The organism is Mesorhizobium sp. M0227, assembly GCF_040321855.1.
Taxonomy (GTDB): Bacteria; Pseudomonadota; Alphaproteobacteria; order Rhizobiales; family Rhizobiaceae; genus Mesorhizobium.
The window spans coordinates 28,572-42,019 of record NZ_JAMYSJ010000005.1 but is presented as its reverse complement, the minus strand read 5'-3'; the positions used below and the strand labels follow the sequence as shown (position 1 = coordinate 42,019).

Sequence of the window (13,448 nt, the reverse complement as noted above, 5' to 3'; positions counted from 1 at the left end):
CTTTCCTGGAATTTCTATTCTGCCGGCTCCACATTGGTGTAGGCGGCTTCCTCCAACTCGCGCTTCAGCCGGGCTTCCTCGTGGGTCTTCGGCGTGACGAAGCGGCCAAGCAGGAGATAGGCGACCGGCGTCAGGAACAGCGTCGAGACGGTGGCCAGCCCCAGGCCGCCGACGATGACCCAGCCGAGCGCGACGCGCGCCTCGGCACCGGCGCCGCTCGCCAGCACCAGCGGCAGGCCGCCGAGCACGGTGCAGATCATCGTCATCATCACCGGCCGCACGCGGATGATCGAGGCCTGTTCGATCGCCTCGCGCACGCCAAGCCCGCGGTCGCGCAACTGGTTGGCGAATTCGACGATCAGGATGCCGTTCTTGGCCATGACGCCGACCAAAAGCACCAGGCCGATCTGGCTGTAGGCGTTGAGACTGGTGCCCGAGAGGAGAAGCGCGAAAATCGCACAGGCCAGCCCGAGCGGCACCGTCGCCATGATGATGACGGCGCTGACAAAACTTTCGAACTGGGCGGCCAGCACCAAAAGGATAATGACCAGCGCGAAGCCGAAAATGGTGACCATGGCGCTGTTGGTCTCGCCTAGCGTCGCCGCCTCGGCCAGGGGCAGGATGCGGCTGCCTGGCGGCAGCAGCGGTGTGGCGATTTGCTCGGCGCGGGTGAGCGCGTCGCCAAGCGCGAAGTCGCCGCTGAGGTTGGAGGTGATCGCCACAGAGGGCTGCTGCTGTTCGCGCGACAGCGACGGTGGCACGGCGCGTTCGGTCAGCGTGGCGATGGTCGACATCGGCACGAAACGTCCGTCGGCTGTTTTCAGGAAGATGTTTTCCAGATCCGTCGGATCGTTGATCGGATTGGTGGTCGAGACCAGCTTCACGCCGTAGCTGCGGTCGGCGATGTAGACGTCGACGACGTCGTTGCCGTCGAGCATGGCCTGCAAGGTGTTGGCCAGTCCTGATATGTCGATGCCGAGGTCGGAGGCGCGCTCGCGGTCGATGGCCACGGCTAGCTGCGGCTGCGTCGGGTCGATCGACAGGCGCGGTGTCTGGAAGCGCGGGTCCTTCTGCATCTCGGCGATGATCTTCACGGCGGCATCGCCGAGTGCCTTGCGGTCGTTGCCGACCAGCGCGAACTGCAGGCCGTTGCCGGCGCCACGGATACCGAGGCTGTTGGGCTGCACCGGGAAGATGCGCACGCTCGGCACCTGCCTGGTCAGCTGGCTGATCTCGGCCATGATCTCCTGCTGGCTGCGGCTGCGCTCGTTCCACGGCGCCAGCGTCATCACCATGAAGCCGGAGTTGTAGGAGCCGTTCTGGCCGGCATTTTCGAAAGTGCTGCGGATCTCGCCGGAATCGCGCATCGGCTGGATCAGTCTCTCGATCTTCTGCATCTGCTGCGTTGTGTAGTCGAGGCTGACGCCTTGCGGGGCGCTGATGCGCAGAAGCACGGCGGCGCGGTCCTCGGTCGGCGTCAGCTCCTGGCGGATGGTGCCGAACAGCGTGAAGGCGGTGCCGGCGAACAGCACCGCGACCAGAAGCACGATCCATGGCGCGTCGAGGCAGGCGTGCAGGCTGCGCTTGTAGGCCGTATTGAGCGCGCCGCCGATGCGGGCGCCGATGCCATGGCCACCTTCGTGGTGGAGCGATGCGCTGGTCAGCATGCGCGAGGCGAGCATTGGGCACAGCGTCAGCGCCACCACGCAGGACAAGAGCACCGACATGGCAAGCACGAAGCCGAATTCGCGGAACAAGCCGCCGGTCTGGCCGGGCAGGAACGAGATCGGCACGAAGACGGCGACCAGCGTCAAGGTGGTGGCGATGACGGCGAAGAACACCTCCTGCGCGCCGAGCACGGCGGCGGCGCGCGGCCCCATGCCTTTGTTGCGTCGTCGCACGATGTTTTCGAGCACGACGATGGCGTCGTCGACGACCAGACCGGTCGCCAGCACCAGCGCGAGCAGGGTCAGGATGTTGACCGAGAAGCCGGCCAGATAGATGGCGGCGATGGTGCCGATCATGGCGACCGGCATCGACAGGCCGGGGATCAGCGTCGCACGCCAGTCGAGGAGAAACATGTAGATGACGATCAGCACCATGGTGACGGACAGGCCGAGCGCGATCTCGACCTCGTGCACCGCCCCCTTGACGAAGACAGCGTCGTCGCTGGTGATCTTGATCGACATGCCCTCGGGCAGGTTTTCCTGCAGCTTGGCGACGGCGGCCTGGACGCCGGTCGAGATGTCCAGCGTGTTCGATTCCGCCTGGCGGATGATGCCGATGCCGATGCCGGTCTTGCCGTCCGAGCGCAACGTGGTCTGGCCGACGTCGGGGCCGAGCGTGACGGTGGCGACATCGCGGATGCGCGTCGTGCCGCCGACAATTATGTTTTCGAACTCTTCAGGCGTGGTCACGTCGGCAGTCGTGCGGACGATCAGGTCCTGGTTGGTCGTGGTGATCGAACCGGCGGGGGAATCGAAGGCGACCGAGGCAAGGGCGGCCCTGAGGTCGGCGACCGTGAAGCCGAGGCTGGCCAGCTTGTTCTGGTCGACATCGATGCGGAAGATCTTGTCGCGGTCGCCGTAGACCTGAACGTCGGCAACGCCGGGCACGGCGGCCAGCTCGTCCTCGATCTGGTCCTGGACCACCACGGTCATGTCCTGGATCGACATGTTGTCCGAGGTCACCGCCAGTCGCATCACCGCGTCGGAATTGGCGTCGGCCTTGACGATGCGCGGCGGATCGGCGGTGTCCGGCATCTGGTTGGCGACGCGGCCGACGGCATCACGCACGTCCGAGGCGGCGACATTCAGATCGACGCCATCGTTGAACTCGATGGTGACGCGGCTCGAGCCGAATGAGGAAGACGACGAGATCGACTTGACGCCGGAGACGCGGGCGACGGCGCCCTCGATGGTGTCGGTCAGTTCGCGATCGACGGTCTCGGCCGCCGCGCCCTCGAAGGTGGTGGAAACGGTGACCACCGCGCGATCGACGTCCGGCAGTTCGCGGATCTCGACGCCGTAGAAGGCGGCCAGGCCGGCGACCGCAATCAGTGTGTTCAGCACGAAGGCCATCACCGGCCTGCGGATGAACAGGGCGGTGAAGCCGGTCTCGCTGGCAGTGTTGGCGGGGCTGGTCATGTGCCTGCGGCGGCGTCCGCGGCGCGCTGCTCTTCGCCGGCGAGGCGGACCGCGCCGCCCTCGCTGACGCTCTGGGTGCCTTCTGTGACCACCATGTCGCCATTGTCGATCTCGGCGTCGATCAGCACGGTCTCGGTGTTGCGCTGTACGATGCGCACCGGGACCCGCCTGGCCTTGCCGTCCTCGATCTGCCAGACATAGGCGCCGTCCGCCCCCCACAGGATCGCCAGCGGGCTGACGGCCGGATAGGTTTGCCCCGGAAATTTCATGGTGATGCCGAACGACATGCCGGCGCGCAGTGAATCCGCCGGGTTGGCGATCTTGGCCTTGACCAGCAGGGTGCGGCTCTTTTCATCGATGTGGTTGTCAATGGCCGAAACGGTGCCGCTATAAGCATTGCTGGGATTGGCGATCGGCGTCGCCGTCAATTGTGCACCGATCTTGACGGCGGCAGCGAAGCGCTCGGGCACCAGGAAGTCGACCAGGATCGAGGACCGGTCGTCGAGCGTGGCGATGGCCGACTGGTTGGTGACATAATTGCCGGCCGAGATCGGCAGGATGCCGACGGTGCCGGCGATCGGCGCCAGAATCGACCGGCGCTGCAGTGCGAGTTCCGCATCCTGAAGCGCCAGCTTGGCGCCCGCCAGCACCACCTCGGCGTCAGCCACTGCGACTGGTGTCGCGGCATTGGAGGCACGAAGCGACCTGACACGGTCGAGCTTGGCCTGCGCATCCTGCAAGGCGAGCTTGGCGCGGTCCTGAGAGATCACTTCGGTCTCGGAATCCAGGGTGGCGAGGATCTGTCCCTTATCGACATGGCTGCCGGATTCGACCAGCAGTTCGGCGAGGCGGCCGGAGCTGTAGGGATTGACGGTCACCGAGGCGTTGGCACGGCCGGTGCCGATCGCCTGCAGGCGGTCGTTGATAACAGCCGAAGTGGCCGCCAGGGCGACCACGTTCACCGGCTGGTTGCCGTTGCGGCCGTCTGCCTGCCTCGCGTTCGCGGCGCCGCTTGCAGCCGGGGGCGTTGCCGCGTAGGCCCAGTCGATGCCCCAACGTGCCAGCACGTCCGGCGCGCTGGGATAAAAGCGCAGCCAGGCGACTGCCGCCACCACCAGCACCACGAGTGCAAAAAGTATCTGTTTCCAGGCGGCCATCGGCACTCCGGTTGGTAAAACAATCCTTCCGTCTACCAGTTTCCCGAAATGAAGCAGACGCAGCGAGGCTATTGTAAGGCAAAGAAGCCGCCTCGATATCGCGTCTTTATGACAATTCTCCGGGGGCTGCGCACATTAAATATATGTAACGTTTGAGAAAATATGCGTAACGCTTTGGATCATCGCACAGGCGCTAACGCAGACTTTCCATCTCGCGAATGCGTTTGGCGCCTTCTGCTTCCAGTTGCCTGGTGACGGCGCCGATCAGCGTTTCGGCGACGACGAAAAGGGCAGCCGAAGAGTCCCATGCCGACGGCACCGCGGTTCGTCCGGCGATAACATGACGAGCAAAGCGGGCGATCGGCGACAGCCACTGGTCGGTGAACAGCACGATCTGGACGCCACGCTGATGCGCCTTCTCGGCGAAGCGGACGAGGCTGTCCTGATAGCGCCTGATGTCGAAGATCACCAGCACGTCGCGCTTGCCCATGTCGATCAATCGGTCGCGCCACATGCTCTCCTGCCCGGCGAGGTGAAAGACATCCGGCTGGATGACGGCGAGGTGGGCGGCCATGTAGCGCGCCAGCGGATCGGTGAAGCGGCCGCCGATCAGGAAGGTCTTGCCGCGCCGGTCCGCTAGCCGGGCGGCGATGTCGGCAAGCTGCTTGTCGGACAGGTGTCTGAACGTCTCGCGCATGTTGTCGAGCGTCGCTTCCAGCATCGGCGACACCGTGCCGCCGCCAGGCGAGGGCGGGTTGAGTGTCCTTGTCGCCGGCGATTGCAGTTGCGCCGCCAGTTCGTCCTGCAGGCTCGACTGGAATTCCGGATAGTTCTGAAAGCCCAGCCGGGCGACGAAACGCAGGATCGTCGGCGAGGAAACCCCGGCCGCGGCCGAGAATTCGGCCACCGTCTTCAGGCCGATCATCGGATAGGAAGCGATCAGCGTCTGAGCCGCGCGCCGTTCGCTGGCCGGCATCGTGCCGATGCGGTCGGCGATCAGTTCGGCAATGTTGGAAATCATCTTTTCCCCACCCCTGGCCCGGCCGAAGGCCTTTTCCGAGATCGCATTTGACAAAGCCGGACAAACTGTATGAAATCATCCACAGGGACGCAATGAGGCAAAATACGTAACATACGATACAGCGCTCCCCGGGGACGGCACAGTATGGAGAAAGCACGGCCCGCCAGCCTTGCATCGTCTGATACCGTAAGGGTGACGAACCCCGGCGGATCGAGCCCTTTCGTGCTGACTTGCGATCACGCCTCGAACTTCCTGCCGGCCGAATTCGGTACGCTCGGCCTTGCCGCCGAGGACCTGTCCCGTCACATCGCCTGGGATCCCGGCGCGCTGCCGGTTGCCCGCCGCATGGCGCAGGCGCTCGACGCGACGCTGGTGGAAACTCGTATTTCTCGCCTTGTCATCGACTGCAACCGGCCACTCGACGCGCCCGACCTGGTACCGCCGGTCAGTGAGACAACGGCCATACCGGGCAATGCCGGCCTGTCGGAGAGCGAGCGGGCGGCGCGTGTTGCCCTGTCATGGCAGCCGTTCCACAACACGATTGCCGGTATCATCGACAACAGGCTGTCACAGGGTCAGCAAACCCGGCTGGTTTCGGTCCACTCCTTCACGCCGGTCTACAAGTCCATGAGCCGGCCCTGGCATATCGGCATCATCCACGACGAGGATCGCCGGCTGGCGGCGCCGCTGATATCGGCGCTGAAGCGGCTTGCCGGCGTCACCGTCGGCGTCAACGAGCCTTATTCGCCTGATGACCGCGTCTATTTCACGCTGGAACGGCATGCGCGCTCGCGCGGCCTGCCCTGCGCGATGATCGAAATCCGCAACGACGAAATCGCCGGCGAGACCGGGCAGCGGAAATGGGCGGATCTGCTCACGGGCATTTTTTCGGATCTGGAGCCAGAGGAGGCCGGATATTCCAGATCGCATTCAGTCGGAAAGTCAGTTCAATCGGCCAATTAGAACCACAGGGGAATGAAAATGGCAGGACCGGATTATACGGACGTTGACAAGAAGGAGGACCTGAAGGTTCTCCATGGCATGGGCTATGCCCAGGAACTGTCGCGAAGCATGAGCCGCTTCTCGAATTTCGCGATATCGTTCTCGATCATCTGCATCCTTTCGGGCGGCATCAACTCCTTCGCGCAAGCCACATCGTCGATCGGCGGCGCAGGTGCGGGCATCGGCTGGATCGTCGGCTGCTGCGTGTCGGGCTTCTTCGCCCTTGCCATGGCGCAGATCGCCTCGGCATTTCCGACCGCCGGCGGCCTCTATCACTGGTCGTCGATCCTCGGCAACCGCTTCACCGGCTGGCTGACGGCCTGGCTAAACCTGTTCGGCCTGATCACCGTGCTCGGCGCCATCAACATCGGCACCGCTTTCTTCTTCGTTGGAACGTTCGGAAGCTGGTTTGGCATCACCGGCACGCCGGGCGAAATCGTCGGGTTCGTTGCCTTCATCACCGTGCTGCAGGCGCTGTTCAACCATTTCGGCATCAAACTGACGGCAATGCTCACCGATGCTTCGGGCTTTCTTATCCTGGGCGCAACAGCAGTGCTGATCGTGGCCTGCCTGGTGTTCGCACCGGCAATCGACATCAGCCGGCTGTGGACGTTCACCAACTATTCAGGCGATGCGGGCGGCGGTGTTTTTCCGCAAACCGACTCCATGAGCTACCTGTTCCTGCTCTGCCTGCTTCTGCCCGTCTATACCATCACCGGCTATGACGCCTCGGCCCACACCTCCGAGGAGACCGTCAAGGCAGCACACTCCGTCCCGCGGGCGATCGTTTCGTCGGTGCTGTGGTCGTCGCTGATCGGCTGGGTGATGCTGTGCGCAATCGTTCTCGCGATCCCGGACCTGGCTGCCGGCGCCAAGCAGGGATGGAGCGTATTCTTCTCGACAATGGATGCAATCCTGCCGGTGTGGCTGAAGGAACTGCTTTATTTTGCAATCCTGATCTCGCAATTCCTCTGCGGCCTCGCCACTGTGACCTCGGCTTCGCGCATGCTGTTCGCCTTCTCTCGCGACGGCGGCATGCCTGTTGGCTCCGCGGCTCTCGCCAAGGTCAACCCGACCTGGCGCACGCCGGTCAATGCGATCTGGACGGCCGCGATCCTCGAGATCCTTTATGTGTTCCTTGCCCAGTTTATTTCGATCGGCGGCACCAACATCTACACCATCGTCGTCAATTCGACGCTGGTGTTCCTGTTCCTGTCGTTCACCATCCCGATCGCACTCGGCATGGTCGCATTCGGCACGGCCAAGTGGCCCAATCCTGGCCCGTGGAACCTGGGCGCCGGACTGTTCAAGCTCTTCTGTGCGCTGTCGATTGTCGGCATGGTGATCATCTTCTACATCGCCATCCAGCCGCCGAACGACAAGGTGCTTTACATCACCATAGGCTTCATCTTGCTGACCGCCGTGCTTTGGTTCGGTTTCGAGAACCGCCGCTTCCAGGGTCCGCCGATCGGTGACCAGATTGCCAAACGCCAGGCCGCGATCAGGGCAGCCGAGGTGGCTATCGGCGAAGCTGGCGCCTGATATCGCCCTATATGGCCATGGCCGGCCTCGCGCCGGCCATGGCTACGTTTATCCCTTTCAATCGACAAGTGCTGGAGTGCCAAAGGAATGGCCGGAAATTTCTCGTTCGATCAGTTGAAGAAAGCGGTCTCCAGCGGTGAGATCGACACCGTGCTGGCCTGCATCGTCGACATGCAGGGACGGTTGGCGGGAAAACGCTTCCTGGCGCAGTACTTCATCGATTCCGCGCATGACGAAACGCATGGCTGCAACTATCTGCTGGCGGCCGACATCGATATGGAACCGGTGCCGGGCTACAAGGCCGCGAGCTGGTCGAAGGGCTATGGCGATTTCGTCATGAAGCCGGATCTCGCCACGCTGCGGCGCATTCCCTGGCTGGAAAAGACCGCACTCGTGATCTGCGACGTGCTCGACCACCACACCCATGATGACCTGCCGCACTCGCCGCGCGCCATCCTCAAGAAGCAGGTCAAGCGGCTGAGCGAGCGCGGCTATATCGGCTATTTCGCTTCCGAGCTCGAATTCTATCTGTTCAACGAGACATACGATTCTGCCCGAAAGAAGCACTGGCAGGGTCTCGACACCGCATCGCCCTATATCGGCGACTACCAGATCGGCATCACCACCAAGGAAGAAGGCGTCATGCGCCGGCTTCGCAATGAGATGGAAGCGGCCGGCATCCCGATCGAAAATTCCAAGGGCGAGTGGGGTCCGGGCCAGGAAGAGATCAATGTGCGCTATGCCGAGGCGCTCGACATGGCCGACCGCCACGTCATCCTGAAGAACGGCGCCAAGGAAATCGCCGAGTCCGAGGGCAAGGCGATTTCGTTCATGTCCAAGTATAATTACGGGCTCGCCGGCAATTCCAGCCACATCCACAATTCGCTGTGGAGCGCCGACGGCAAGACACCGCTGTTCTTCGACAAGACGGCCGACTGGACGCTGTCGACGCTTGGCCAGCAATGGGCCGCCGGCCAGCTCAAATACGCCAAGGAATTCACCTGGTTCCTGGCGCCCTATATCAACTCCTACAAGCGCTTCCAGGCCGGCACCTTCGCGCCGACTAAGATCATGTGGAGCGAGGACAACCGTACCGCCGGCTTCCGCCTGTGCGGCGAGGGCACCAAGGGCATCCGCATGGAATGCCGCATCGGCGGCGCCGATCTGAATCCGTATCTTGCGTTCGCAGCGCTGATCGCCGCCGGCCTTGCCGGCATCGACGAAAAGCTGGAATTGCAGAAGCCGTTCGTCGGCGATGCCTATCAGGCATCTCGCCTGCCGGAGATCCCGAAGACGCTGCGCGATGCCACCGACACGCTGGCGAAGTCGAAGATGCTCAAGCAGGCGCTCGGCGAGGATGTGCTCGAACACTATGTCCACACCGCAAAGTGGGAGCAGTTCGAATACGACCGCCGCATTACAGATTGGGAACTGCACAGAGGGTTCGAGCGGTACTAGTTATCGACTGTTCGTCGGCGCCGTCGGCGCCGTCCCTTACCCTTCCTCTCCGTGTGAAGAAAACGGAGAGGAGGCGAAGACGCTGGAGCTCCATCCTTCTCCCCGTCACTATGCGGGGAGGGGTGCCGGCAGGCGGATTAGGGGCAGCGTCAGCCCACAAGACTTTGTTGTAGAATGCGAGGACTTCCAAAATGACCGAAACGGTCAAACTCATATCCCCCATCGATGGCTCGATCTATGCCGAGCGGCCGATCGCGACCGACCAAGCGATCAACGCCGCGGTCGAGCGTGCCAAGGCGGCGCAGGAGAAGTGGGCTGAGACGCCGATCGTCGAGCGCGGCAAGTTTATGCTGGCCATGCTGGAAGCGCTGGTCGCGATGACCGACGAGATCGTGCCGGAGATCGCCTGGCAGATGGGGCGCCCGGTGCGTTATGGCGGCGAGTTCGGTGGTGTCAAGGAGCGCACCACCTACATGGTCGAGATCGCCGAGGCGGCGCTCAAGGCGGTGCCGGCCTCCAACCCGAAGGACGGCTTCCGTCGCTATGTGAAGAAGGATCCGCTTGGCGTGGTCATGGTGATCGCGCCGTGGAACTATCCCTACCTCACCGCCGTCAACACCATCGTGCCGGCGCTGATGGCCGGCAACACCGTGGTCCTCAAGCATGCGGCGCAGACGCTGCTGGTCGGCGAGCGCTTTCAGCAGGCTTTCGACAAAGCGGGCCTGCCCAAGGGCGTATTCCAGAATGTCGTGCTCAACCATGCCCAGACCGAGAAACTGCTCGGCTCGGGCAAGATCGACCATGTCAATTTCACCGGTTCGGTCGGCGGCGGCCGTGCCATCGAAAAGGCCGCGGCCGGGACCTTCATGACGCTCGGCCTCGAACTTGGCGGCAAGGATCCGGCCTATGTGCTGCCCGACGCCAAGATGGACCATGCGGTCGCCAATCTGGTCGACGGCGCCTTCTACAATTCCGGCCAGTGCTGCTGCGGCATCGAACGTGTCTACGTGCACGAGAAGGTCTATGACGAATTCGTCGAAGGCTTCATCGCCGAGACCAAGAACTATGTCGTCGGCAACCCGCTCGACCAGGCGACGACGATGGGACCGATGGCGCAGGCGCGCTTCGCCGACCTGATCCGCGAACAGAAGGCCGAAGCGCTGCGCAAGGGTGCCAAGGCGCACATCAATATGAAGGTGGCTAACGACAAGGCGGGTTCGCCCTATCTGGCGCCGGAAGTGCTGACAGAAGTCGACCATCAGATGAGCGTCATGCGTGAGGAAAGCTTTGGCCCGATCGTCGGCATCATGAAGGTGCGCAACGACGAAGAGGCGATCGCGCTGATGAACGACAGCCCCTACGGGCTGACCGCTTCGATCTGGACGCGCGATACCGAGCATGCGGTGGCGATCGGCAACCGCGTCGAAACCGGCACGGTGTTCATGAACCGCTGCGACTATCTTGACCCGGCCTTGGTCTGGACCGGCGTCAAGGACACCGGCAAGGGTGCGGGCTTGTCGGCCATCGGCTACGATAATCTGACCCGGCCGAAATCTTTCCATCTGCGCGAAGCCATCTGATTTATTGAAAGACAAAAATGTCCAAGCTGATCTCCAAATGGAACTATCCCACCACCGTCCGCTTCGGCGCCGGTCGCATCAAGGAATTGCCCGAGGTATTGACGGCCACCGGCATCAAGCGGCCGTTGTTCGTCACCGATCCGGGCCTGGCGAAACTGCCGGTCGTCGCCTCGACCTTGAAGATCCTCGACGATGCGAAGGTCCCTTACGGCGTTTTCTCCGAGGTCAGGCCGAACCCGGTCGAATCCAACCTGACCGCCGGCATCGCCGTGTTCAAGAAGGGCAAGCATGACGGCGTCATCGCCTTCGGCGGCGGCTCGGCGCTCGATCTTGGCAAGCTGATCGCCTTCCAGGCCGGGCAGACGCGGCCGGTGTGGGATTTCGAGGATGTCGACGACTGGTGGACGCGCGCCAACTCGGATGCCATCGCGCCGATCATCGCCGTGCCGACCACCGCCGGGACCGGATCGGAGGTTGGCCGCGCCGGCGTCATCACCAATGAGGCCACGCACACCAAGAAGGTCATCTTCCATCCCAAATTGTTGCCGGCTATCGTCATTGCCGATCCGGAGCTTTCGGTCGGCATGCCGGGCTTCATCACCGCCGGTACCGGCATGGATGCGCTGGCCCATTGCCTCGAAGCCTATTGCGCGCCCGGCTACCATCCGATGGCCGACGGCATTGCTGTCGAAGGTGTCCGGCTGGTCTTCGAGAACCTGCCCAAGGCCTATGCCAACGGCAGGGATCTCGTTGCGCGCGCCCATATGATGAGCGCCGCCGCCATGGGCGCCACCGCCTTCCAGAAAGGGCTCGGCGCCATCCATTCGCTTTCGCACCCTGTCGGCGCGCTCTACGACACCCATCACGGTATGACCAACGCGGTGTTCATGCCCTATGTTCTGGCCTTCAACCGGGACTCCATCGAGGAGCGTATTGGCCGGCTCGCCGCCTATTGCGGCATCAAGGGCGGCTTCGACGGCTTCGCCAAAGCCATCATCAAGCTTCGCAAGGAACTGAAGGTGCCGCATGCACTGCCCGGCCTTATCAAGGGGCTCGACATGGACAAGAAGCGTAAGACGCTGATCGCCGACATGGCGGTGGTCGATCCGACTGCCGGCGGCAACCCGGTCAAGCTGACCAAAAAGGCGGCGCTGACGTTGCTCGAAAACGCCATCGCCGGCACGGTCTGAGGCGTTTTCGGCACGCAAAGTGATCTGAAAAGGGGCTATGAAAACAAAGGGGGAGGATGACGGGCAAGGCAGAAATTAGTTAGCCGGAAAAAGAATCCCGAAGCGATTGCTACATCAGGTTAAAAAGAGTTTACTTTTTCGCACTGCGAGCAGCCGCTTTCACAAAGCTTTCATCTGGCTGTCACATGAAAACGATACCGCATCGCAGGCGTCCAACGGCGTCAGTTCAACGGAGAGAACACATGTTCAAATTCACGGGGAAAGTGCTTTCCCTTTCGGCCGCGGCGCTTTTCGCGTCGACGGTGATTTCGTCCGCGGATTCGCTGGACGATCTCGTCAAGGCCGCCAAGGCGGAAGGCCAGCTCACCACCATCGCGCTGCCGCATGACTGGTGCGGTTACGGCGACGTCATCGCCGGCTTCAAGGCGAAGTATCCGGAAATCACCGTCAACGAACTCAATCCCGATGCCGGTTCCGGCGACGAGATCGAGGCGATCAAGGCCAACAAAGACAACAAGGGCCCGCAGGCGCCTGACGTCATCGACGTCGGCCTGTCCTTCGGTCCGACCGCCAAGGCCGATGGCCTGATCCAGCCCTACAAGGTGTCGACCTGGGACTCGATCCCCGACAGCGCCAAGGATGCCGAAGGCTTCTGGACCGGCGACTATTACGGCGTGCTTTCCTTCCAGGTGAACAAGGACCTCGTCAAGGAAGCTCCGGCCGACTGGGCCGACCTGCTGAAGCCGGAATTCGCCAACTCGGTAGCCCTTGCCGGTGATCCGCGTGCCTCGAACCAGGCGATCCAGGCGGTTTATGCCGCCGGCCTGTCGTCAGGCGCCGCCGCCGGTGAGGCTGCCGGCACCGCGGGCCTCGACTTCTTCAAGAAGCTCAATGCCGCCGGCAATTTCGTGCCGGTCATCGGCAAGGCCGCGACGCTAGCCCAGGGCCAGACCCCGATCCTCGTCACCTGGGACTACAACGCGCTCGCCGGCCGCGACACGCTGAAGGGCAATCCGCCCGTCGACGTCGTCGTGCCGAAGACCGGTGTTGTCGCCGGTGTCTATGTGCAGGCGATCAGCGCCTACGCGCCGCATCCGAATGCAGCCAAGCTCTGGCTCGAATACCTCTACTCGGACGAAGGCCAGATCGGCTGGCTGAAAGGCTATTGCCACCCGATCCGCTTCAACGATCTCGCCAAGAACGGCAAGATCCCGGCTGACATCCTCGCCAAGCTGCCGCCGGCCGAAGCCTATGCTTCCGCCGTGTTCCCGACGCTTGACGAGCAGGGCAAGTCCAAGGAAGCCATCACCAAGAACTGGGATGCCGTCGTCGGCGCCAACGTCAAGTAATTC

Annotated in this window: 9 protein-coding genes; 6 read left to right on the top strand and 3 right to left on the bottom strand. The window is 62.8% G+C overall.

Annotated features, from left to right (window positions below; genetic code table 11):
* Positions 1 to 14: 14 nt before the first annotated feature.
* The 3 genes from NKJ00_RS09045 to NKJ00_RS09035 form a co-directional block, all read right to left on the bottom strand.
* The gene (locus tag NKJ00_RS09045) at positions 15 to 3,146 is read right to left on the bottom strand and encodes an efflux RND transporter permease subunit (RefSeq protein ID WP_352629496.1); all 3,132 of its coding nucleotides are present in this window, start codon (positions 3,144 to 3,146) and stop codon (positions 15 to 17) included.
* Positions 3,143 to 4,303: an efflux RND transporter periplasmic adaptor subunit gene (locus NKJ00_RS09040; protein WP_352554227.1), complete on the bottom strand. Its 1,161-nt coding sequence runs from the start codon at positions 4,301 to 4,303 to the stop codon at positions 3,143 to 3,145. Before NKJ00_RS09040 ends, NKJ00_RS09045 begins: the two co-directional genes overlap by 4 nt.
* Positions 4,304 to 4,496: 193 nt before the next feature.
* Positions 4,497 to 5,324, bottom strand: a complete 828-nt coding sequence (locus tag NKJ00_RS09035) for a MurR/RpiR family transcriptional regulator (protein ID WP_128303149.1) — start codon at positions 5,322 to 5,324, stop codon at positions 4,497 to 4,499.
* Between the two features lie 144 nt (positions 5,325 to 5,468).
* Here NKJ00_RS09035 and NKJ00_RS09030 point away from each other — a divergent pair, with 144 nt between their 5' ends.
* The 6 genes from NKJ00_RS09030 to NKJ00_RS09005 all read left to right on the top strand — a co-directional run bounded on the left by NKJ00_RS09030 (position 5,469) and on the right by NKJ00_RS09005 (position 13,445).
* The gene (locus tag NKJ00_RS09030) at positions 5,469 to 6,287 is read left to right on the top strand and encodes an N-formylglutamate amidohydrolase (protein ID WP_023810104.1); all 819 of its coding nucleotides are present in this window, start codon (positions 5,469 to 5,471) and stop codon (positions 6,285 to 6,287) included.
* 18 nt (positions 6,288 to 6,305) lie between these two features.
* Entirely contained in the window at positions 6,306 to 7,868 is a 1,563-nt protein-coding gene (locus NKJ00_RS09025; protein WP_023810103.1) for an amino acid permease, read from the top strand.
* Positions 7,869 to 7,955: 87 nt separating this feature from the next.
* Positions 7,956 to 9,326: a glutamine synthetase family protein gene (locus NKJ00_RS09020; protein ID WP_352554228.1), complete on the top strand. Its 1,371-nt coding sequence runs from the start codon at positions 7,956 to 7,958 to the stop codon at positions 9,324 to 9,326.
* A 191-nt stretch (positions 9,327 to 9,517) separates the two neighbouring features.
* Positions 9,518 to 10,906 (top strand): aldehyde dehydrogenase family protein, encoded by a 1,389-nt coding sequence (locus tag NKJ00_RS09015; protein WP_023810101.1) that lies wholly within the window; start codon positions 9,518 to 9,520, stop codon positions 10,904 to 10,906.
* Positions 10,907 to 10,923: 17 nt separating this feature from the next.
* Entirely contained in the window at positions 10,924 to 12,096 is a 1,173-nt protein-coding gene (locus NKJ00_RS09010) for an iron-containing alcohol dehydrogenase (RefSeq protein WP_352440920.1), read from the top strand.
* Between the two features lie 242 nt (positions 12,097 to 12,338).
* Positions 12,339 to 13,445 (top strand): ABC transporter substrate-binding protein, encoded by a 1,107-nt coding sequence (locus tag NKJ00_RS09005; RefSeq protein ID WP_127290572.1) that lies wholly within the window; start codon positions 12,339 to 12,341, stop codon positions 13,443 to 13,445.
* Positions 13,446 to 13,448: the final 3 nt, after the last annotated feature.

Excerpts from the sequence above, each read along its gene's own strand:
- NKJ00_RS09045 (WP_352629496.1), bottom strand. The coding sequence starts at position 3,146 with ATGACCAGCCCCGCCAACACTGCCAGCGAGACCGGCTTCACCGCCCTG.
- NKJ00_RS09040 (WP_352554227.1), bottom strand. The coding sequence starts at position 4,303 with ATGGCCGCCTGGAAACAGATACTTTTTGCACTCGTGGTGCTGGTGGTG.
- NKJ00_RS09035 (WP_128303149.1), bottom strand. The coding sequence starts at position 5,324 with ATGATTTCCAACATTGCCGAACTGATCGCCGACCGCATCGGCACGATG.
- NKJ00_RS09030 (WP_023810104.1), top strand. The coding sequence starts at position 5,469 with ATGGAGAAAGCACGGCCCGCCAGCCTTGCATCGTCTGATACCGTAAGG.
- NKJ00_RS09025 (WP_023810103.1), top strand. The coding sequence starts at position 6,306 with ATGGCAGGACCGGATTATACGGACGTTGACAAGAAGGAGGACCTGAAG.
- NKJ00_RS09020 (WP_352554228.1), top strand. The coding sequence starts at position 7,956 with ATGGCCGGAAATTTCTCGTTCGATCAGTTGAAGAAAGCGGTCTCCAGC.
- NKJ00_RS09015 (WP_023810101.1), top strand. The coding sequence starts at position 9,518 with ATGACCGAAACGGTCAAACTCATATCCCCCATCGATGGCTCGATCTAT.
- NKJ00_RS09010 (WP_352440920.1), top strand. The coding sequence starts at position 10,924 with ATGTCCAAGCTGATCTCCAAATGGAACTATCCCACCACCGTCCGCTTC.
- NKJ00_RS09005 (WP_127290572.1), top strand. The coding sequence starts at position 12,339 with ATGTTCAAATTCACGGGGAAAGTGCTTTCCCTTTCGGCCGCGGCGCTT.